Source organism: Litorisediminicola beolgyonensis, assembly GCF_042679605.1.
Lineage (GTDB): Bacteria > Pseudomonadota > Alphaproteobacteria > Rhodobacterales > Rhodobacteraceae > Litorisediminicola > Litorisediminicola beolgyonensis.
Genome location: NZ_JBHTMU010000007.1, coordinates 81250 through 101871, shown reverse-complemented (window position 1 = coordinate 101871; position 20622 = coordinate 81250). Strand labels below are relative to the sequence as shown.

The window sequence follows — 20622 nt, the reverse complement described above, 5'->3', positions numbered from 1 at the left end:
GGGGCGCTCCCGGTGGGGCGCCCCTTTTTCATCTGCGAGAGCCGCCGAAGATCAGCGCGGCAGGTCGCGAACCTGTTTCAAGGCCTCGTAAAGGGCGCGACTGGCCGCGAGACGGTCGGCGTGACGCGCCGCGGTCGCAGGGTTCGGCGTGAAGCGCGCGGTGATCTCGGGCTGCTCGGCGAGGTCCGGAAGCGACAGCGCGCCGGTTGCGGCGGCGGCGAGCTTGGCGGCGCCGAAGGCCGGGCCGATCTCGGCGCCGTCGCCGCGCGCGAGGGTGAGGCCGGTGGCATCGGCGATGGTCTGCAGGACGAGATCGCTGCGGGCCCCGCCGCCAAGGGCCAGAAGCGTCTCCGGCAGGGGCGTGGCCGCGCGCACCGCGTCTGCGGCGTCGGCGAAGCTGTAGGCGATCCCCTCGATCACCGTGCGCATGAGCTGGCCGCGGGTGACGCCCTCGGCCAGCCCGTAGAAGCTGGCGCGGATCGCGGGGTCGTTATGCGGCGTCCGCTCTCCGGTCAGGTAGGGCAGGAAGAGCGGCAGCGCGTCGGTGCCGGCCTCGGCGGCGTCGGACAGAAGGGTCGGGACGCTCTCGCCGACGATTTCGGCGAACCAGGCCATCGGGCGGGCGCCGTTCAGCATCGCCGCCATCTGGAACCAGGTCTCCGGCACGCAATGGGCAAAGCTGTGAAGCCCGACCTCGGGAGCCGGACGGTAGCTGTCGGTGGGCAGGAAGAGCTGACCGGAGGTGCCGAGCGACACGAAGCCCGCGCCGGGTTTGGTCGCGCCCAGGGCCACCGCGCCGACGGCCGCGTCGCCGCCGCCCGTCGCGACCGGGCAGCCCTCGGGCAGGCCGAACTCGGCGGCGGCGGACGCGGTCACACGTCCGGCGATCTCGGTGCCCTCGACGATCTCGGGCAGCCAGGCCGGATCGGTGTCGGTGGTCGCGCAGAGCGTGTCGGACCATTGGCGCGCGGCCTGATCGAGCCACCACGTCCCGGCCGCGTCGCAGGGATCGGTGACGCGTGCGCCGTGGAGACCGAGCGCGAGCCAGTCCTTGGGCAGGAGGATATGCGCGATCCGGGTATAGGCCTCGGGCTCGTGGGTCTTGAGCCAGCTCAGCTTCGGCGCGGTGAAGCCCGGTGCGGGACGCACGCCCGCGATGCGCGCGAGATCGGGATCGCGGTCGAGACGGGCGGCCTCCTGATGGGCGCGGCTGTCGTTCCAGAGGATCGCGCGGCGGATGGGCCTGAGACCCGCATCGAGAAGCACCGCACCATGCATCTGCCCGGAGAGACCGATCGCCGTGATCTTGGACAGATCGGCGTTTTCGGACAGCGCCGCCAGCGCCGTGCGCAACGCTTGGGACCAGCTGTCGGGATGCTGCTCGGACCAGCCGGGTTGCGGATGCGACAGCGTGAGGGGCGCGCTGGCCGAGCCGGCGACACGGAGGTCGCCGTCTGCCAGGCAAAGCTTGAGAGCCGAGGTGCCGAGATCGATGCCGAGAAACATGGCGCGGAACCTAGTCCGGTTGCGCTACGTCGTCGAGAGGGGCGGTGTCCCGGTGTCCCGGTGTCCCGGTGTCCCGGTGTCCCGGTGTGGAGACCGCGCGACCAGATACAAGCCCGGCGCGCGTCGCGCCGGGCGGACGTCGTTGGCGTCAGCCGAGAAGGCGGCGCGCGATCACCTGTGCCTGGATCTCGGCGGCCCCCTCGAAGATGTTGAGGATGCGGGCATCGCAGAGGATGCGGCTCACCGAATATTCCAGCGCGAAGCCATTGCCGCCGTGGATCTGCAGCGCGTTGTCGGCAGCGGCCCAGGCGACGCGGGCGCCGAGGAGCTTGGCCATGCCGGCCTCGAGATCGCAGCGGCGGCCGTGGTCCTTTTCCCAGGCCGAGAAATAGGTGAGCTGGCGCGCCACCATGATCTCGACCGCCATCATCGCGAGCTTCGAGGAGACGCGCGGGAAGGCGATCAGCGATTTGCCGAACTGCTTGCGGTCCTCGGCATAGCGCATGCCGACATCGAGCGCCGATTGCGCCACGCCGATGGCGCGGGCCGCGGTCTGGATGCGGGCGCTTTCAAAGGTTTCCATGAGCTGCTTGAAGCCCTTGCCCTCTTCGCCGCCCAGAAGGTTCTCGCCCTTGACGTGGAAATTGTCGAAGCCGAGCTCGTATTCCTTCATGCCGCGATAGCCGAGCACCTCGATCTCGCCGCCGGTCATGCCCTCGGTCGGGAAGGGGGCCTCGTCGGTGCCGGGGGTCTTCTCGGCCAGGAACATCGACAGGCCCTTGTAATTGTCCGTCGACGGGTTGGTCCGGGCCAAAAGCGTCATCACATGGGTGCGCGCGGCGTGGGTGATCCAGGTCTTGTTGCCGGTGACCTTCCAGTCGCCGTTCTCGTCCTTCACGGCGCGGGTGCGCAGAGACCCGAGATCCGAGCCGGTGTTGGGTTCGGTGAAGACCGCGGTGGGCAGCTTCTCGCCCGAGGCCAGTTCGGGAAGCCATTTCTGCTTCTGCTCTTCGGTGCCGCCCGCGAGGATCAGCTCGGCGGCGATCTCGGAGCGGGTGCCGAGCGAGCCGACGCCGATATAGCCGCGCGACAGCTCTTCGGAGACCACGCACATCGAGGCTTTCGACAGGCCGAAGCCGCCATATTCCTCGGGGATGGTCAGGCCGAAGACGCCCATCTCGGCGAGCTCCTCGATCACCTCCATCGGGATCAACTCGTCCTTGAGGTGCCATTCATGGGCGAAGGGCTCGACCTTGTCGACGGCATAGCGGCGGAACTGCTCGCGGATCATCTCGAGCTCGTCCTCGAGACCGGTCTTGCCCACCGTGATCTCGGCGGAGCGCTCCTGCATCAGCTCCACGAGCCGCGCGCGCGCCGCGGTGTTGTTGCCCGAGGCCATGAGCGTCTGCACCTCGGCGCTCTGGAACGGCGCGAGCGCGTCCCAGCCGAGGCCCATCTCGGCGAGGCGGAAGATCTCGCCCTGGTTCATCGGGATGCCGCCCGCGATGTGGTGGAGATATTCGCCGAAGGCGATCTGCAGGATGAGCTGCTCGACCTCGCCGAAGCTGCCCTCGCCCGAGAGCCGCTCGGCCCAGCGGTGCATCTGGCGCAGCGATTCGACATACGTGGCGAGCCAGGCGAGGCCATGCGCGGCGGTCTGGTGCTCTTCGAGCTTGTCGGCCGACACCTTGCCATCGACCTCGACCATGCCGCGCAGCGCGGTTTTCGCCGCGTCGAAAACCGCTTGGGCCGGCGCCACCGAGGCCCCGGTCAGAGAAAGAAGGTCGGGCAGCAGCGCGCTGCCGGTAAGCGTCAGGTCCTGACCGTCATGTGCCATGGCATCTATCCTCTATCTGTCGTCTGGCGGCATAGCGTCTTCGCAGGTGCAGCGCAACAAACATACGCACTACTGCGGCCATTTGTTCGATTCTTGCGCGCCCATTCGGGGCTTCGCCCTCAACGAGGCACTTGCTAGAAGATCGCATGGATCTCTTCGCGCTCGTCACGCCGGTGGAGCTGTCGCTCTGTGTAGCTCTCGCGTTTGTGGCGGGTGTGGTCAAGGGAGTCGTCGGTTTCGCGATGCCGATGATCATGATCTCGGGGTTGGGATCGATCGTGGCCCCAGATCTTGCGTTGGCCGGGTTGATCCTGCCGACGCTCGTGACCAACGGGATGCAGGCCTTGCGGCAAGGCCCGGGGGCGGCCTGGTCGTCGGTCCGGCGCTTCCGGATCTTCCTGGTCGTCGGATGCGCGGCGTTGCTTCTGTCGGCGCAGCTCGTGACCGTCCTGCCGGTCTGGCTGATGCTGGCGCTGATCGGCGGGCCGATCGTCTTGTTCGCGCTGAGCCAGATCGCCGGTCGCGCGCTGGTGCTGCCGGGTGCCGATACGCGGATCGAGATCGCAATCGCCGCGGTGGCCGGGTTTTTCGGCGGGCTGTCCGGGGTCTGGGGGCCGCCGGTCGTGGCCTACCTGACCGCGCTCCATACCGAGAAGGCCGAGCAGGCCCGGATCCAGGGCGTGATCTATGGGCTGGGCGCGGTGGCCCTTGCGGTCGCGCATATCGGATCGGGCGTGCTGAATGCGGAGAGCGCCTGGTTCTCGCTCACGCTGATTCCCTCGGCGGTCATGGGCATGTGGCTGGGCGGACGGCTGCAGGACCGCATCGACCAGGCGATGTTCCGGCGCGCGACGCTCTGGACGCTGCTGATCGCAGGGCTCAACCTGCTGCGGCGGGCGTTTTTCTGAGGAGCTGCGCCGAGCCGACGGCTGTGGCGAAGGAGGGGACGATGGGCGAGGTCACGGGCGGATGTCTTTGCGGAGCGGTCCGTGTCACGGCGCGAGGAGCGCCGGAGCGCGTCGGTCTCTGCCATTGCCTCGACTGCCGCAAGCATCACGGCGCGGCGTTTTTCGCGGCCGCGATCTTCCCGGAAGCGGCCGTCGACATCACGGGATAGACCCGGTCTTTCGAGGGGCGTCATTTCTGCCCGGTCTGCGGCTCCTCGGTCTTCAGCCGCAGCGGGGGAGAAGTCGAGTTGCATCTCGGCGCGCTCGACGCGCCCAACCAGTTCGTGCCGAGCTATGAGCTCTGGACCGACCGCCGCGAGAGCTGGCTGCCGCCCATGGCGGGCATGGTCAGCTTCGCCCGGGACGCGCCCGAGGACTGAGGGAAGGGACAGCGCGCCTCACGAGCGGCCGGACAGCTCCGGCCAGTTGGCGTTGCCGCGCGCGATATTGCCGGGGACGTCGCCTTCCCAGCGCTTCTGGATGCCGCGCGAGTAATTCAGGTAGAGCTTTCCGTCCACGATCCGCCAGGCGTCGGGCACGGTCGAGGCGGTGTAGCCCTCGGCGACGGCCCAGGCGCAATAGCCGCCGAATTGCGGTGCATAGGCGGTCGGGTTGGCGATGAAGGCGTCGCGGTTCGCCTCGCTCGCAAACCGCCAGGTCGCGCCGCGCCATTCGAGCGCGATATCCGCGCTGCCGGGCACCGGGCGGCCTTCGGTGAAATAGGCGATCGGATCGGTGCCGTCGATCGCGATGCCGTTCTCGGCGTAGATCGGCGCGGCGCCCTGGGCGAAGCCCGGCACCCCGGCCCAGGCGATGATCGGCGCGGCGGCGGCGAGCAAGATGAACTGTCGTCTGTCGATGGGCATCGGTCACTCCTCTCTGATGGGAGAAGAGATGGGCAAGCCGGTGGGGCGCCGGAAGAGGCTTCAACGGACTGTCATATGCTGTAACGAAGCGCGGCTCGTCGGCGCGCGTGCCGTCAGGAGAGCGGCAGCCCGCCGCAGGCCGCGGCGATCTCGGGCATGAGCGCGGGCGGCACCACCTCGAAGGTCGCGCGGTAGAGCTCGGTGTCGCCCGCGGTCGCGGTGAAGACCCAGGTGCCGGTCACGAGCTCTTCCTCGAGGTCGAATGTATAGGCGTTGATCGACAGACCGAACCCGCCAAGCGCCGTGACATAGCTTTGCCGCGTCACGCCGCTCTCGGAAAAGGGCGGGTGGGTGAGGGTGAGGACAACGCCTGGATAGTTGAGCCCGTCGGTCGCCTCGGACCGGATGCCGAAGCTGAGACCGGGCACGGCCGGAAGGCGCGCGGTGTGCCACTGGAACTCCGGGACCTCGTCGAAGAGCTCGATCTGGCCCGCGGCGGTGCCGGGGGCGGGCAAGCTGCCGGTGGTCGGCACTTCGCAGAACACGCCCTGTTCTAGGATGAAACGCGACGGATCGTAGGTGACCGATCCGGCGAGAAGCGGGGTGGCGAGACAGGCGAAGAGCAGGGCAAGGCGCATCGCCGAATGGGGCCGCGCCTTGCGCGCGATGTCAAGCCGGGTGGGTGTCGGAGGCGACCATCAGCCGCTCGAGCCCGTGGAAATGCCAAGTGGCTGCGTAGCGCGGAGGCTCGGTCAGGCGCAGACCGGGGAGGCGCGAGAAGAGAAGCGGCAGGGCGAGGCGCATCTCCAGCCGCGCCAGCGGCGCGCCGAGGCAGAAATGCAGACCCGCGCCGAAGGCCGGGTGCGCCGCGGGCGCGCGCTCGGGGTCGAACCGGTCGGGATCGGGCGCGAGATCGGGATCGCGGCAGGCCGATCCGAGAAGGAGCGCGACCGTGTCACCCGGCGCGAAGGCGTGGCCGAAGAGCTTCACGTCCTCATAGGCGGTCCGGGTGAAGAGATGCAGCGGCGGGTCGTAGCGCAGGATCTCCTCGACCGTGGCCTCCGCGGTCTCGGCGGTCACGATGCGTCCGGTCTCGAGAAGGGCCTTCACCCCGTTTCCAAGGGCATGCACCGTGGCCTCGTGGCCCGCGTTCAGCAACAGGATCGCGGTCGAGACGACCTCGTCGCGGCTGAGCTTTTGCCCATCGGCCTCGGCGATCAGAAGATGCGACAGGAGATCGTCGCGTGGCGTGGCGCGCCGCTCCGCGATCAGGTCGTCGAGATAGGCGGCGAAGGCGCGCGCGGCGGCTTCGGCGGCGTCTTCCTCGGCGCGCGTGCGCGCGGCGCGGTAGACGGCGACCATCGCGTGGCTCCAGGCCAGAAGGTCGGGCACATCCGCGTCAGGCGCTCCGATCAGCCGCGCGATGATCGTCGCGGGAAGCCGTTCGGCGAAATGCGGAAGAAGATCGAACGGTCCCTCGGGCAGCGCGTCGATCAGCGTCTCGGCCAGGGCCTCGATCTCGGGAGCGAGCGCGGCGACCCGGCGCGAGGTGAAGGCGCGCAGCACGAGCTTGCGCAGCTGCGTGTGCCGGGGCGGCTCGAGTTCCAGGAGCGAATGCGCCTCCAGCGCGGCAAAGCCGGAGAGGTGCTCGGGGTAGTCCGGCGGCGATCCGTCGGCTCTCGCCCGACCGAAGCGTCGGTCGCGCAGGAGCGTGTCGACCGCGTCGCGCGTGGTGGCGACAAGCCCGCCGGCCTCGGGCCAGCGCACGATGGGGCCCGCGGCGCGGAGCCGGGCGTAGAACGGATAGGGGTCCTGCACGAAGGCGGGATCGGTGACGCTTTGACGAAACTCTTTCATGCCGAGCGTTGAACCGTGCCCGGAGCCCGCTGTCCAGAGCGCGGGACGCTTCTGACTGGCGCCGGGCGGCGTCCGCTTGCTACGAGTGGCGCATGTGGGACGGGCGGACATCGCGCAGCGCCCTCGTGGGGCTCTACCTCGCCGTGGTCGCGGCGGGCACGGCGGCGGTGTGGCACACCGCCTTCGTCCGCGCGCTGGGCCCCTTGGCCGAAGGCGCGCGCTCCGATCTCGAGCTGGCGGGCGAGCGGGTCGTGACCGAGCTTCAGCACTATCTCGAAGTCACGGTTCTGACGGCGGAGCATCCCGGCGTCTGGGGGCCGCGTCCGCGGGCCGAGACGGTTCTGCAGGAATCCATCGACAAGACGGGCTCTCTGGGCGCGGTCGTGATCGGCCGCGACGGGCGCATCCGGGCATCGGTGGGTGTCGCCTTTCCGGTGTCGCGGGACGACGAGTTCGTGGAGCGCGCCTTCCAGGGCGCGATGGGCCGCGCGCTGGCGGTGCTCGACAGTCGCGGACCGAGCCGCGTCGCGCTCTTCGCGGCGCCGCGCTTTGCCTCGGGGCAGGTCCTGGGCGCGCTGGTCACGGCGGTCGATCTGGCCGAACTGGAGCGCGACTGGCGCGGCACGCTGCCCGCCGTCCTGTTTTTCGACGAGGCGGGCCGGATCGTGTCGACCAACCGGAGCGAGCTTCTGTTCTGGGAGCGCGGAGGCAGCGGCGATGCGCTGTCGCCGACGGGCCGCCGGTTCGAGGTCGAGGCGCGTGAGGTCGGCGGATACACCCTCGTGTCCCAGGACTGGTCGTCCTACGTGCCGCGCGAGGCGCTGATGATCGAGATCCCTCTGCCGGTCGTCGGCATGACCAGCATGACGCTCGTCGGTATCGGCGCGGCGCGCGACGCCGCCCATCTTCAGGCCGCGGTCGTCGCGGCGGTCGCGCTGTTCCTCGGCGCGCTTCTGTTTCTGGCGACGGAGCGGCGTCGGGCGCTCGCCAAGGCGAATGACATGCTCGAGGCGCGGGTGGCCGAACGCAGCGCCGCGCTCGCGCAGGCGCAGGCCGAGCTCGTCCGGGCCGAGAAGCTCTCGGCGCTGGGCCAGATGTCTGCGGGGATCAGTCACGAGCTGAACCAGCCGCTGATGGCGATCGGCGGACATGCCGAGAACGGCGCGGCCTTTCTCGAACGCGGGCGCACGGACCGCGCCGCTGAAAACTTCCGCCGTATCGCCGATCTCTCGCGTCGGATGGGCCGGATCATCCGCAACCTGCGCGCCTTTGCCCGCCAGGAAGCCGAGCCCCTTGGCGAGGTCGATCTGGCGGTCGCGGTGGAGGGTGCGCTCGACATGGTGCATGTGCGTGCCGAGCGCGAAGGGGTGATACTCGATTGGGACCGCCCCGCCGCGCCGGTTCCGGTGATCGCGGGCGAGGTGCGGCTGGGGCAGGTGGTTCTGAACCTCGTGACCAACGCGCTCGATGCTATGGCCGAGAGCGAGGAGCGGCGCTTGCGTCTGAGCGTGGTAGAAGACGGCGCGCAGGTGCGGCTTCTGGTCGAGGATACCGGCCCGGGCATCAAGGAGCCCGACCGCATCTTCGATCCGTTCTACTCGACCAAGGAGGTGGGCGCGAGCGAGGGGATGGGTCTTGGCCTGTCGATCTCTTACGGTCTCGTGCAAGGGTTCGGCGGCGCGCTTCTGGGCGAGAACACCGGGACCGGCGCGCGCTTTACCCTGACGCTGGAGCGGGCCGAGACGGAGATGGCGGCATGAGTGCGAAGGTTCTTCTGGTCGAGGATGACCGCGCCGTGCGCGAGGCGCTAGCGGACACGCTGGAACTGGCGGACCGGGCCTGCATCGCGGCGGGGTCCTTCGTCGAGGCCAAGGACCGGATCCGGTCGGATTTCACCGGCGTGATCCTGTCGGACATGCGGATGCCGGGGCGGGACGGGTTCCACCTTCTGGACTATGCGCAGGGGGTCGATCCGGACCTGCCGGTGATCCTTCTGACCGGCGAGGGCGACGTGCCGATGGCGGTCAAGGCGCTGGGGCGCGGGGCCTTCGCCTTCCTCGAAAAGCCGTGCGAGACCTCCGATCTTCTGGCGGTGCTCGACCGGGCCCAGAAGTCCCGGACGATGGTGCTCGAGAACCGCCGCCGGATTACCGAGAGCGGCGACGCGGCCGCCGCGCGTCGGCAGGAACAGATCGCCGAGGCGGCGTCGGAACCGGGGCTGACCCTCGCGGACCGGATGGCGCGGGTCGAGGCCGCGCTGCTCGAAGAGGCGCTGGCGCGTGCGGGCGGGCAGGCGGGCGTCGCGGCGCAGGCCCTGGGCCTGCCGAGGAAGACCTTCTACGACAAGCTCGCACGGCACGGCATCCGCGCGGATCACTTCCGCACCGGGTGAGGCGGACCGCGATTCGCGTGGCTCGGGAGGGGGCGGAAAAGGCACGCGCTTTGTGCGGGTTTTCGCACAAACCTGTCCCCGGGCGGTCGACTCTGAGCTGGTAATGCTCTGAAACTAAGAGGAAAAGCCGGTTTTCGGGGAAAAACTTGCCCGGTCTCCGCGACACGGTATCTCTATTGGGTATCGGCGCTTGCCCGGGAGGGGCGACTGCCGCGAGACGATACATATCGTAGTCTGGGAGGACTCAATGAAGACGTTCCTGTCCACTGCCGCAGCCGCGGCACTTCTTGCCGTATCCGCAACAGGCGCCGTTGCCGCCTGTGACGAAGGCGAGATGGTGATCAAGTTCAGCCACGTGACCAACACCGACCGTCACCCCAAGGGCATCGCCGCGAACCTCCTGATGGAGCGCGTCAACGCCGAGATGGACGGCACCGCCTGCATGGAGGTCTATCCGAACTCCACGCTCTACAACGACGACCAGGTGCTCGAGGCGATGCTGAACGGCGACGTGCAGATGGCTGCGCCGTCGCTGTCGAAATTCGAGCAGTTCACCAAGGTGTTCCGCATCTTCGACCTGCCCTTCATGTTCAAGAACATCGAAGCCGTCGACGCGTTCCAGGCCTCCGATGCCGGCCAGGAGATGATGCAATCGATGGCGCGCCGCGGCCTTCTGGGTCTGGGCTACTGGCACAACGGCATGAAGCAGCTCTCCGCCAACAAGCCGCTCAATGAACCGGGCGATGCCGCGGGCCTCAAGTTCCGGGTGCAGCCCTCTGAAGTGCTCAAGGCGCAGTTCGAGGCGCTCGACGCCAGCCCGCAGCCGATGGCCTTCTCCGAGGTCTACGGCGCGCTCCAGACCGGCGTCGTCGACGGGCAGGAGAACACCTGGTCGAACATCTACGGCCAGAAGTTCTTCGAGGTTCAGGACGGCACCACCGAGACCAACCACGGCGTTCTCGACTATCTCGTCGTGACCTCGACCGATTGGTGGGATGGTCTCGATGAGGGTGTGCGCGAGCAGCTCAACACCATCGTGACCGAGGTCACCAACGAGCGGAACGCGGCCGTGGCCGAGGTCGACGCGGAGGCCCGTCAGGCCGTCGTCGATGCCGGCGGCGAGATCCGCGAGCTCGATGACGCGCAGCGTCAGGCCTGGGTCGACGCGATGATGCCCGTCTGGGAGCAGTTCACCGACGATGTCGGCCAGGAGAACATCGACGCGGCCCAGGGCATCAACGCCAACTTCTGATCTTCGGATCGTGACGACATGCGGCCCGCGCGACGTGGCGCGGGCCGTTTTCTTTAGGCGGGGGCGAGAGGCCCCGGGAGGAGGGGACAATGGCTGGGAAGGACGCGCCGCGCTCAGGTTGGGGCGGCTTCGTCGACGAGTTCGAGGAATCGGTGATCGCCGTGATCCTGGGCTTGATGACGATCATCACCTTCATCAACGTGGTGCTGCGCTACGGCTTCAACACCGGTCTGATCTGGGGGCTCGAGGCGACATCGCTGCTCTTTGCGTGGCTGGTGCTGTTCGGGATCAGCTACTGCGTCAAGAAGACCGCCCATCTGGGCGTCGACGCGGTGGTGAACGTGTTGCCCGCGGGGCCGCGCAGGCTCTTGGGGCTGATCGCCGGGGCGATCTGCATCGCCTACGCGTTTCTCCTCACCAAGGGCGCCTGGGATTACTGGTCGAACTTCGCCAACCTCCCGCAGACCACGGGACGCTGGTTTCCGACCGGGCTCGAGGAAATGGGGCGCACTTCCTATCGCGGCTGGTACGAGGTGATCGACATCCCGTTCCCCGAATGGCTGCGCTGGATCCAGCCGATCATGAATGACGGGCAGGATTACGAGAAACTGCCGCGTTTCATTCCTTACGTGATCCTCCCGGTCGGCGCGGCGCTGCTGCTCTTCCGCTTCATCCAGGCCACCCTGCGCATCTGGCGCGGCGAGGCGAACGGCCTGATTGTCAGCCACGAAGCCGAGGACGCCATCGACGACGTCGCTCACCTCAACAAGGGAGACTGAGATCATGGATGTCGTTCTTCTCTTCGTCATGATCATCGGGCTGATGCTCCTGGGCGTGCCGATCGCGGTCTCGCTGGGCTTCGCCTCGACGATCTTCCTTCTGGTCCTGTCGGACACCTCGCTCGCGTCCATCGCCCAGAGCTTCTACCAGGCGATGGCGGGCCACTACACGCTGCTCGCGATCCCGTTCTTCATCCTGGCCTCGTCCTTCATGTCGACGGGTGGCGTGGCGCGGCGGATCATCCGCTTCTCCATCGCGCTCGTGGGCCATTTCCACGGCGGCCTGGCCATCGCGGGCGTCTTCGCCTGCATGATGTTCGCGGCGCTCTCGGGCTCTTCGCCCGCGACCGTCGTGGCCATCGGTTCGATCGTGATCGCGGGTATGCGGCAGGTGGGCTACACCAAGGATTTCGCGGCGGGCGTGATCGCCAACGCGGGCACGCTTGGCATCCTGATCCCGCCCTCCATCGTGATGGTGGTCTATGCCTCGGCCACCGACGTCTCCGTCGGGCGGATGTTCCTTGCGGGCGTGATCCCGGGCCTTCTGGCGGGCACGATGCTGATGGTGACGATCTACGTGATCGCACGCATTCGCAACATGCCGCAGGATCCCTGGCGCGGCTGGGGCGAGGTCTGGGAATCGGGCCGGGACGCGATGTGGGGCCTGTTCCTGATCGTGATCATCCTGGGCGGCATCTATGGCGGCATCTTCACGCCGACCGAAGCCGCCGCCGTGGCCGCCGTCTACGCCTTCCTGATCGCGAACTTCGTCTATTGCGACATGGGGCCCCTGAAGGTCGCCGAAGGCGAGCGCAAGCGCACGCTCCTGCACAAGCCCATCGCGCTGATCACGGCCTTCTTCCACAAGGACACCAAGGACACGCTTTTCGAGGCGGGCAAGCTGACGATCACGCTGATGTTCATCATCGCCAACGCGCTGATCCTGAAGCATGTGCTGACCGACGAGCAGATCCCCCAGCAGGTCGCGGGCGCGATGCTCGAGGCCGGGTTCGGACCGATCCTGTTCCTCGTGATCGTGAACGTCATCCTGCTCATCGGCGGGCAGTTCATGGAGCCCTCGGGCCTGATCGTGATCGTCGCACCGCTGGTGTTCCCGATCGCGCTGGAGCTCGGCATCGACCCGATCCATCTCGGCATCATCATGGTGGTGAACATGGAGATCGGGATGATCACGCCGCCTGTGGGTCTGAACCTCTTCGTGACCTCGGGCGTGGCGGGCATGTCGATCATGCGGGTGGTGAAGGCGTCGCTGCCATTCCTCGCAGTGCTCTTCGTCTTCCTGATCCTGGTGACCTACGTGCCGTTCATCTCGACCTGGCTGCCGACGCTGCTCATGGGGCCCGAGCTGGTGGTCAAGTAGGGTCGGTGATCCAAAGGAGCGCGACCGCGCGCCTATTTCACGCAAGCGACAAGGCGACGCTCCGGTTCGGGGCGTCGCTTTTTCTTTGGGCGGGTCGTGTGAGGGTTGCGGCTGCCGCCCTCAGGAGGCGGCGAGCGCGTCGATGATCGGCTGGAAATCCGCGGCCTTGAGGCTGGCGCCGCCGACCAGCGCGCCGTCCACGTCGGCCACCGCGAAGATCTCGGTCGCGTTCGAGGCCTTCACGCTGCCGCCATAGAGCAGGCGGATGGCGCCGCCGGTCTCCTCGCCGAAGCGCTCCGTCAGGCTCGAGCGGAGAAAGGCGTGAACCTCGGCGATCTGCTCGGTGGTCGGCACCTTGCCGGTCCCGATAGCCCAGATCGGCTCGTAGGCGATGACCAGGGTCTCGGCCGTCGCGCCTTCGGGGACTGAGCCATCGAGCTGCGCGCCGATCACGCCGAGCGTTTCGCCCGCTTCGCGCTCCGACAGGCTCTCGCCGATGCAGAGGATCACCGACAGGCCGGCCTTCCAGGCGGCCTGCGTCTTGGCGGCGACATCGGCGTCGCTTTCGTGGTGATCGGCGCGGCGTTCGGAATGGCCCAGGATCACGTAGCGCGCCCCGGCATCGGCGATCATCGGACCGGAGACGTCTCCGGTATGGGCGCCCGCGTCATGCGGGTGACAGTCCTGACCGCCATAGGCGATGTCCGAGCGGCGCGACACGGCCTCGGCCAGAAGCGTCGCGGGCGGGCAGATCGCGACCTCCGGCCCCTCGGCGGACACAGTCAGCGCGTCGAGTTCGGAAAGCGCGGCCCGGGTCCCGTTCATCTTCCAGTTTCCGGCGGCAAGCTTGCGGCGCATGATCGATCCTCTCTTTGCTGTCCTGCGGCATGATGGCCCGGAGGAGACCCGGGTCAACCCCGCTTGCCCGCCGCGCAGGAGAGCGTAGAACGCAGGAAAGCACAGCGGGAGGCGGTGATGATCCCAGAGTTTGACGTGCGCGAGATCGCGGCAGGAGACGCGGACACCCTTGCGGCGCTGGGCCGCGCGGCGCGCGAGGTGGGCTTTCTGAAGGTCGGCAACACGCCGATCACGCCGGAGCGGATGCGCGACGTCATCGCCGCCTATGCCGCGTTCTTCGCGCTGCCCGAGACGGAGAAACGCAAGGTGGACATGTCGCTCACTCGGGCCAATCGCGGCTGGGGCGCGCCACGATCCGAGCAGGTCTCGACCGAGGCCAACCCCGACTACAAGGAGGTCTTCGACAGCGGCTTCGAACTGCCGCCAGGCGACCCGATGGCGGAGCTTGCGGTCTATGCGCCAATCTCTGGCCGGAGAGGCCCGAGGGCTTCGCCGAGACGATCCTGGCCTATTATCGCGACGCGATGGGCGTGGCGCAGGGCCTTCTTGCCGGGTTGGCGCAGGCGCTCGGAGAGGATGCCGGCTACTTCGCGTCCCGGTTCGACAAGCCGATGGCGCTCTTACGGGGCAACTATTATCCGCAGCGGCCGGACTGGGCGGGCGCGAACGATTACGGGATCGCTCCGCATACCGATTACGGGTGCCTGACGCTTCTGGGCAGCGACGGCGTTCCGGGGCTCGAGGTGCTGGCCGCGACCGGCGACTGGGTGCCGGTCACTGCCGAGCCGGGCACATTCGTGATCAATTTCGGCGAGATGCTGGAGCTCTGGACCGCCGGGCAGGTCAAGGCGACGCTGCACCGGGTGCGCGGCTCCTCACAGGAGCGGATCTCGGTGCCGCTCTTCTTCAATCCGAATTTCGATGCGGATGTGGCGCCCAAGGGGGCGGCGCCGATCCTCGCGGGGGATCATCTGTCGAAGCGGTTCGAGGAGACCTACCTGCACATGAGCAAGACCAGCTAGGAGCGGGCTCGGTCCGACGAGCGCTCGGCCTCGAGCTCGGAGACATCCTTGAACTTGATCGACTCGCCGCAGCCGCAGGCGTCGGCCACGTTGGGGTTGTTGAAGCGGAAGCCCGATTCCAGGAGCGAGGTCTCGTAGTCGATCTCGGTTCCGAACAGGAACATCTGCGCCATGGGCGCGATCAGGACGCGCGCGCCCTCCTGCTCGACCACCTCGTCATGGGGATCGGCGGCATCGACATAGTCCATGGTGTATTCCATGCCCGCGCAGCCGCCCTTCTTCACGCCGATGCGCAGCCCGTGACGGTTGTCGCGGGACATCAGTTTGCTGATCTGGGCGATGGCGGCTTGGGTCATGGTGACCGGCGCCTTGCCGGGAATGCCGAACATGGGTCGTCTCCTGTGGTCGCTTCCAGATCTAGGGATCCCCGCGGCGCGACACAAGGGGACGGGCCGGGTTGCCGCCGACCGTGGTGCCCGGGGCCACGTCGCGGGTCACCACCGCGCCCGCTCCAACGATGGCGTCATCGCCGATGGTGACACCCGGAAGCAGGATCGCGCCCGCGCCCAGCCAGACATCGCGCCCCACGGTGATCGGCCGCGCGCTTTCAAGCTCCTGCCGCCGGGCCTCGGGGTCGCGCGGGTGGTCGGCGGTCAGGATCTGCACATAGGGGCCGATGTCGCAGCCGTCGCCGATGGTGATCGGACCGGCATCGAGAAGATAGCAGCCGTAGTTCAGGAAGACACCGCGACCGATGCGGATATTGTAGCCGTAATCGACGTAGAAGGGCGCCCGGATGGCGACGCTCTCGCCCATCTCGCCCAGGAGATCGCGCAGGATCGCGCCGCGCCAGTCGTCGCCGTAGACGGTCGCATTATAGTCGCGCATCAGCCGCTGCGCGCGCATCCGGTCGCATTTGAGCTGCGAATCGCCGGGCCAGTAAAGCGCGCCCGATGTCATTTTTTCACGTTCGCTCATGCGAGCCTCCCAAACTCACCGAAGGCTCGCACGGGCTGTGTCCGAGCGCCAGACCGTCGTGCCGGGGCCTCGTCTGAGGCCCCGGACGCCATGCGGGCTCAGAGGCCTTTGCAGTTCGCATAGTAGGTGACCGTTGCGGGCCAGTCCGAGAAGACGCCCGTCACGCCCACATCCTGCGCCAGAACGTCGAGCACGGTGAAATAGTCGCCGTCGCGGCTGATCGCGTCGGACACGGACTGGAAATACCAGCCGCCGCCCGAGGCCAGCGGTCCGGAGCGCTCAAGCGTCCAGGTGATGATCCCGAGATCCGCGGCCTTGGCCTCTTCGGCATAGGGCGAGGGCACGATGGCGCCGCTCTCGTCGGTGGTCAGGAGCATCCAGAGCGGCGGCGCGATGTAGTTCACGCCCATCTCCTTGAGCTCGGTCATGGTGGGCTTGAAGGTCGCGGGATCCTGCGGGTCGATCAGGCCTTCGTCCTCATCCTCGGCCTCGTAGCGGTCGTCGAGATAGACCGCCTGGGCTCCAAATTCGGGCTCGTTCTCGATCCAGTAGAGGATATCGTCGAGATTGAAGCTCTGCGCCCAGACGCGCGAGGGGTCGATCCCGGCGGACTTGTACTCGTCGATCATCTTCTGGGCGTAGTCTTCCTGCGAGAAGCCGTCGAAGGGCATCTCGACCGAGGGCGACTTGAGCTCGGGGGTGAAATCGGCGCCGAGGCTGTCGAAAAGCGCGATCGACTCGGCATGGGTCATCAGGGTGGCGTCGCCGGTATAGAGATCGGTCCGCCAGGTCGCGGTGCCGCCCAGATACTCTTCGGCGGTCGTCGCATCGCCGTTCGCGGCGTCCATCTTCGGCTTCAGCGTCTGGAACTCGGCGAGCGTGAGGTCCGAGGTGCGGCACTCGGCGCTGGCCTTGGTCTCGCCCGAGGCGGGCGTGAAGGCTTGGGAGCATTTGCCCGCAAGATCGGTCGCGACGATGTTGGTGGTGGTGTGAAGGTCGTTCTGCGCGTGGCGGCAGACCAGTTCCTTGTCGGCGGTGAAGGTCACGTCGCATTCGAGCACGCCCGCGCCCATCCGGGCGGCGGCGCGGTTCGATTCGACGGTATGCTCCGGGAACATCAGCGGCGCGCCGCGGTGACCGATGGAGAAGGCCGAGCGCGCGCCGTCCTGCCCGAGGCAGGCCGCGAGCTCGTCCTTCAAGGCTCCGTCGGCCATCTTGTCGATCAGGAAGGCCGGGCGCGGCCCGTAATCGACGGGCATTTGCGAATGGGTCTCGGCCAGGGCGGGCAGGGCGGTGACGGCGAGGCAGGCGGTGAGCAGCGCGCGGATCGACATGGGAACCTCCGTGTGTGCGATGGACCGTTCGTCGCGCATCCGCATGACAGCGATGCGACGACCCGGTCTCGGTTTCGTGACACGGAAGCTAGCGTGAATCGCGGCGATGGAAATCGCCAAACGCGCGACTGCGCGCTGGGTGGGCCTTACATGAAGCCCAGCTCGAGACGCGCTTCGTCGGACATCATGTCCATGCCCCAGGGCGGCTCCCAGGTCAGTTCGACATCGACCTGCTTGACCCCAGGCAGGGGCTCCACCGCATCGGCGATCCAGCCCGGCATCTCGCCCGCCACCGGGCAGCCCGGCGCGGTCAGGGTCATGATGATTTTCACCGCGTTCTCGGCGTCGATCTCGATCGTGTAGATCAGGCCGAGATCGTAGATATTCACGGGGATCTCGGGATCATAGACGCCGCGGCAGGCCTCGACGATCTGCTCGTGCAGCGGGTGCTCCGTGCTGGAGGGCGCAATGAGGGGGGCACCTTCAAGCTTCGGGCTGGACTCGGTCATGTCACGTCCTTCGTCGAATTTCCTGAGCATTCATATAGGAAATAGCGTGCTGGCCGTAAAGGTCGCCTTACGCCCGAAGCGCAGGGTCGGTCAGGAGCGTGGCCAGCGTGTCGAGCGCCCGGCGCAGCGGCGGGTCGTGGCGGGCGTCCTGGTGGGCGACCAGCCATTCCTCATGGGCGAGCGCGTCGATCTCGGGGCCGATCTGGACGAGCCCGCTGTCCTGCGCCGCGAAGATCGGCAGGACGATCCGGCCCAGACCGCCCCACGCGAGATCGAGCGCGAGCCGCGGATCGGGCGCCGTGGCGATGATCTCCTGCGCGTGTTCGGCCTGAAGCCATGCGAGCGATGGAGGCGGCGGACCGTTCGGGGTGGTGGCGATATAGCCCGCGACTTGCCGGTCGCGGGCAAAGCAGGCGTATCGGATATCGGCGGTCTTGCGTCCAGCGAGCCAGGGCTGATCGGGGCGGGCATTGCGCACACCGATATCGGCAGCGCGCCGAGCGAGGTCGATCTTCTCGTTTCCTGGCAGAAGCTCGAACCGCCAGCCGTCCAGCCGATCGGGCAGCCGCCGGGCGAGGAACTGCGCAGTCCAGGGCCCTGCGGCAATGCGGATGCGGGGCAGGGGGCGGTCCTCGGCGAGCGCCTGCAGCCGCATCGCAAGCGGGCGCAGATCGGCCAGGTCCGCCGCCAAGGCGCGTCCTTCGGCGGTCGCGCGGTAGCCTTTCGGTCCGCGCTCGAAGAGCCGCGTGCCGAGCTGGCGCTCCAGCGCCGCCATCCGCCGGGACACGGTCGGAGCCGATGTGTCGGTCCGCCGCACAGCCTCGCCAAGCCCGCCGCCATCAAAGACGGCGAGAAAGAGCGAGAGGTCGTCTACCGCCTCCCCGCGCGCCGCGACCCAACGGCAGCTACGCCACCGAACGACGCCTGTTCGAGCGCCGCCGCCTCCGGCAGAGAGCCCTTCGACGGCGCCGACGCTGCCAGCACCTGCGGCAACTCATCGCTGGACGGGGTCGCGCCCCGCGATAGATCGCGGCGCATGAGCGACACCGCCCCACAAGAGCGCCCGATCCCGAGATTGCTCTCGCTGGTCGCCGGACTTGCCGACGCCCCGCCCGGGTGCGCGCGGATCGCCTTCGCGCTTGCCTACGGCCTCCTCTGCCACGCGATCTTCGCCGCAGCGGTCCTGGCGATGGGCTGGGCGCTCTGGAACGGCATGACGGTGAGCCTCGGCACGGTGCCCTGGCCCTGGGCGGCGCTGGCGAACGCGGCCCTGCTCCTGCAATTCCCGATCCTGCATTCGGCGCTCCTGAACGGCCGCGGCGCGTCGCTCCCCGCCCGCGCCATCCCCGGCCCGTGGGGGCGCACGCTCGCCTCGACGAGCTACACGATCTTCGCCTCGCTCCAGCTCCTGGCGCTCTTCGCGCTCTGGACGCCCTCGGGCGTGGTCTGGTGGCGCGCCGAGGGCTGGGCGCTCTGGGCCGTGGGCGCCGCGCATCTCGCCTCCTGGCTCTTCCTGATGAAAAGCAATCTCGACGCCGGGGCCGAGCTGCAATCGGGCGCGCTGGGCTGGATGTCGCTCGCCCAGGACCGGCGGCCGCATTACCCGGACATGCCGGTGACGGGCCTCTTCCGGGTGATCCGCCAGCCGATCTATGTGGGCTTCTCCGCGGTGCTCTGGACGGTGCCCGTCTGGACGCCCGACCAACTGGTGCTGGCCCTCGGGCTGACCGCCTATTGCGTGATCGCGCCCCGCCGCTTCAAGGAGCGCCGCTACCTCGCGCGGCACGGAGAGCGCTTCGCGCGCTACCTCGCGACCCATCCCTACATGCTGCCCGGGCGTCCGGGCCGAAAGGATCTCTGACATGGCAGAGCGCAACGATCTGACGATCTACGACACGGTGGCGGACAAGTGGTGGTCAGACGAGATCCGCTGGGTGAGGACGCTGAAGAACCTCGTGCCCGGGCGCCTGACATGGTTCGACCGCCAGACCGACTGGGACGGGCGCGATGTGCTCGATCTCGGCTGCGCGGGGGGCTTCATGGCCGAGGCGCTGGCCCGCCGGGGCGCCCGCGTGACCGGCCTCGACCCGGCGCAGGGCGCGATTGCCGCCGCGCGCGCCCATGCCGAGAGCGAAGGCCTCGCGATCCGCTACGATATCGGCGTCGGCGAGGAGATGCCCTTTGACGATCAGAGCTTCGACATCGTGGTCTGCGTCGACGTGCTCGAACATGTGGCCGATCTCGACACGACGCTGGCCGAGGTCGCGCGAGTCCTGCGCCCGGGCGGGCTGTTCCTCTACGACACGATCAACCGCAATCCGCTGGCGCGCTTCGTCGCGATCACCATGGCCGAGGACGTGATCGGCATCCTGCCCAAGGGCACCCATGATCCGGCGATGTTCATCACCCCGTCCGAGCTCGACGCCGCGATGACCCGCGCCGGTCTCGCGCCTACCGCCCGCACAGGCTTGGGCCCGCGCGGCGTAAACCGGCGCGGAGACCTGACCTTCGGCCCGCTGCCGCTCCAGACAGTGCAATACATGGGCGCAGCCCGGGCCCCGGCATGACCGCGCTGGCGCTCTTGCTGACCGCCGCACTTTTCGGCGGCATGCTGCTCTATTCCTTCGGCTTTGCGGCATTCCTCTTTCGCCACATGCCCAAGGACGAGGCCGGCCGCCTGCTGCGGCGCGCCTTCCCGGTCTACTACCTCCTGGTGATCGCGGTCGCCTCGACGGCCGCGCTCCTGCGGCTGCCAGCCGACCCCACAAGCGCGGCGCTCCTGGCCGCTGTCGCGCTCACAACGATCCCCGCGCGGCAGGTGCTGATGCCGCAGATCAACGCGGCCTCGGATGCGGGCGATCGCCGCCGCTTCGGCTGGCTCCACGGCGCGTCGGTGGCGCTGGGTCTCCTCCAGATCGCCGCCACCGCCATCGCGCTCCTGCGCTTCCTGTGATCTCCCGTCGGTCCGCCAGACGCGGGTCCCGCACAAACCACGCGGCACAGTTCTGAAAACGGCGAACCGCGCTTTAAGCTTCATCTGTCCATAAATATTCCCGGGGAGCGCGAGGGGCAGCGCCCCTCGCCGGTCCGGCGTCACCGCCAGC

At 68.2% G+C, this 20622-nt stretch carries 20 protein-coding genes and 3 pseudogenes; 12 read left to right on the top strand and 11 right to left on the bottom strand.

The genetic code is table 11. The features are described from left to right. Positions 1-51: 51 nt before the first annotated feature. Both xylB and ACFQ4E_RS05995 read right to left on the bottom strand, forming a co-directional pair. Entirely contained in the window at positions 52-1506 is a 1455-nt protein-coding gene (xylB, locus tag ACFQ4E_RS06000; RefSeq protein WP_386802027.1) for a xylulokinase, read from the bottom strand. A gap of 148 nt (positions 1507-1654) precedes the next feature. Next, positions 1655-3343, bottom strand: a complete 1689-nt coding sequence (locus tag ACFQ4E_RS05995; protein WP_386802026.1) for an acyl-CoA dehydrogenase family protein — start codon at positions 3341-3343, stop codon at positions 1655-1657. Positions 3344-3489: 146 nt separating this feature from the next. Here ACFQ4E_RS05995 and ACFQ4E_RS05990 point away from each other — a divergent pair, with 146 nt between their 5' ends. Next, positions 3490-4251 carry a TSUP family transporter gene (locus tag ACFQ4E_RS05990; protein WP_386802025.1) on the top strand — a complete coding sequence of 254 codons (762 nt, stop codon included), beginning with the start codon at positions 3490-3492 and terminating at the stop codon, positions 4249-4251. A 41-nt stretch (positions 4252-4292) separates the two neighbouring features. Next, positions 4293-4670: pseudogene (locus ACFQ4E_RS05985) on the top strand (GFA family protein). Positions 4671-4688: 18 nt separating this feature from the next. Here the strand turns inward: ACFQ4E_RS05985 and ACFQ4E_RS05980 are convergent. The 3 genes from ACFQ4E_RS05980 to ACFQ4E_RS05970 all read right to left on the bottom strand — a co-directional run bounded on the left by ACFQ4E_RS05980 (position 4689) and on the right by ACFQ4E_RS05970 (position 7013). Further along, on the bottom strand, positions 4689-5156 hold the full coding sequence (locus ACFQ4E_RS05980) for a YHS domain-containing (seleno)protein (RefSeq protein WP_386802024.1): 468 nt from the start codon (positions 5154-5156) through the stop codon (positions 4689-4691). A gap of 113 nt (positions 5157-5269) precedes the next feature. After that, entirely contained in the window at positions 5270-5794 is a 525-nt protein-coding gene (locus tag ACFQ4E_RS05975; protein ID WP_386802023.1) for a DUF3859 domain-containing protein, read from the bottom strand. A 31-nt stretch (positions 5795-5825) separates the two neighbouring features. Beyond that, positions 5826-7013, bottom strand: coding sequence for a cytochrome P450 (locus ACFQ4E_RS05970; RefSeq protein WP_386802022.1), 1188 nt, complete (start codon positions 7011-7013; stop codon positions 5826-5828). A 92-nt stretch (positions 7014-7105) separates the two neighbouring features. Between ACFQ4E_RS05970 and ACFQ4E_RS05965 the strand changes: the two genes are divergently transcribed. The 5 genes from ACFQ4E_RS05965 (at position 7106) to ACFQ4E_RS05945 (ending at position 12817) form a co-directional block, all read left to right on the top strand. Further along, entirely contained in the window at positions 7106-8773 is a 1668-nt protein-coding gene (locus ACFQ4E_RS05965) for a sensor histidine kinase (RefSeq protein WP_386802021.1), read from the top strand. Further along, entirely contained in the window at positions 8770-9405 is a 636-nt protein-coding gene (locus ACFQ4E_RS05960) for a response regulator (RefSeq protein ID WP_386802020.1), read from the top strand. Before ACFQ4E_RS05965 ends, ACFQ4E_RS05960 begins: the two co-directional genes overlap by 4 nt. Positions 9406-9652: 247 nt before the next feature. Next, positions 9653-10657 (top strand): DctP family TRAP transporter solute-binding subunit, encoded by a 1005-nt coding sequence (locus tag ACFQ4E_RS05955; RefSeq protein WP_386802019.1) that lies wholly within the window; start codon positions 9653-9655, stop codon positions 10655-10657. An 89-nt stretch (positions 10658-10746) separates the two neighbouring features. Then, the gene (locus tag ACFQ4E_RS05950) at positions 10747-11436 is read left to right on the top strand and encodes a TRAP transporter small permease (RefSeq protein ID WP_386802018.1); all 690 of its coding nucleotides are present in this window, start codon (positions 10747-10749) and stop codon (positions 11434-11436) included. A 4-nt stretch (positions 11437-11440) separates the two neighbouring features. Continuing rightward, positions 11441-12817: a TRAP transporter large permease gene (locus tag ACFQ4E_RS05945; RefSeq protein ID WP_386802017.1), complete on the top strand. Its 1377-nt coding sequence runs from the start codon at positions 11441-11443 to the stop codon at positions 12815-12817. Between the two features lie 120 nt (positions 12818-12937). Here the strand turns inward: ACFQ4E_RS05945 and tpiA are convergent, their stop codons facing one another. After that, the gene (gene tpiA, locus ACFQ4E_RS05940) at positions 12938-13675 is read right to left on the bottom strand and encodes a triose-phosphate isomerase (RefSeq protein WP_386802016.1); all 738 of its coding nucleotides are present in this window, start codon (positions 13673-13675) and stop codon (positions 12938-12940) included. 117 nt (positions 13676-13792) lie between these two features. Here tpiA and ACFQ4E_RS05935 point away from each other — a divergent pair. Further along, positions 13793-14056: pseudogene (locus ACFQ4E_RS05935) on the top strand (2-oxoglutarate and iron-dependent oxygenase domain-containing protein); the annotation flags it as partial. 149 nt (positions 14057-14205) lie between these two features. Beyond that, positions 14206-14697 (top strand): 2OG-Fe(II) oxygenase family protein, encoded by a 492-nt coding sequence (locus ACFQ4E_RS05930; protein WP_386802015.1) that lies wholly within the window; start codon positions 14206-14208, stop codon positions 14695-14697. Here ACFQ4E_RS05930 and ACFQ4E_RS05925 read toward each other — a convergent pair. The 5 genes and pseudogenes from ACFQ4E_RS05925 to ACFQ4E_RS05905 form a co-directional block, all read right to left on the bottom strand. Then, entirely contained in the window at positions 14694-15086 is a 393-nt protein-coding gene (locus ACFQ4E_RS05925) for a HesB/IscA family protein (protein ID WP_386802014.1), read from the bottom strand. The two genes, ACFQ4E_RS05930 and ACFQ4E_RS05925, sit on opposite strands and share 4 nt — an antisense overlap. A 28-nt stretch (positions 15087-15114) precedes the next feature. Further along, entirely contained in the window at positions 15115-15675 is a 561-nt protein-coding gene (locus ACFQ4E_RS05920) for a sugar O-acetyltransferase (protein ID WP_386802013.1), read from the bottom strand. Between the two features lie 98 nt (positions 15676-15773). Continuing rightward, a complete protein-coding gene (locus ACFQ4E_RS05915) occupies positions 15774-17009 on the bottom strand; it encodes a glycerophosphodiester phosphodiesterase family protein (RefSeq protein WP_386802012.1) in 1236 nt (411 codons plus the stop codon). Between the two features lie 146 nt (positions 17010-17155). Then, on the bottom strand, positions 17156-17518 hold the full coding sequence (locus ACFQ4E_RS05910) for an SUF system Fe-S cluster assembly protein (RefSeq protein ID WP_386802011.1): 363 nt from the start codon (positions 17516-17518) through the stop codon (positions 17156-17158). A 67-nt stretch (positions 17519-17585) separates the two neighbouring features. Beyond that, positions 17586-18377, bottom strand: a pseudogene (locus tag ACFQ4E_RS05905) (LysR family transcriptional regulator); the annotation flags it as partial. 177 nt (positions 18378-18554) lie between these two features. Here ACFQ4E_RS05905 and ACFQ4E_RS05900 point away from each other — a divergent pair. From ACFQ4E_RS05900 to ACFQ4E_RS05890, 3 genes are read left to right on the top strand one after another with little or no spacing between them, the layout of a single operon-like run. Continuing rightward, positions 18555-19379 (top strand): isoprenylcysteine carboxylmethyltransferase family protein, encoded by an 825-nt coding sequence (locus ACFQ4E_RS05900; protein ID WP_386802010.1) that lies wholly within the window; start codon positions 18555-18557, stop codon positions 19377-19379. 1 nt (position 19380) lies between these two features. Then, entirely contained in the window at positions 19381-20085 is a 705-nt protein-coding gene (gene ubiG, locus ACFQ4E_RS05895; protein WP_386802009.1) for a bifunctional 2-polyprenyl-6-hydroxyphenol methylase/3-demethylubiquinol 3-O-methyltransferase UbiG, read from the top strand. After that, the gene (locus tag ACFQ4E_RS05890; RefSeq protein ID WP_386802008.1) at positions 20082-20471 is read left to right on the top strand and encodes a DUF4149 domain-containing protein; all 390 of its coding nucleotides are present in this window, start codon (positions 20082-20084) and stop codon (positions 20469-20471) included. Before ubiG ends, ACFQ4E_RS05890 begins: the two co-directional genes overlap by 4 nt. Positions 20472-20622: the final 151 nt, after the last annotated feature.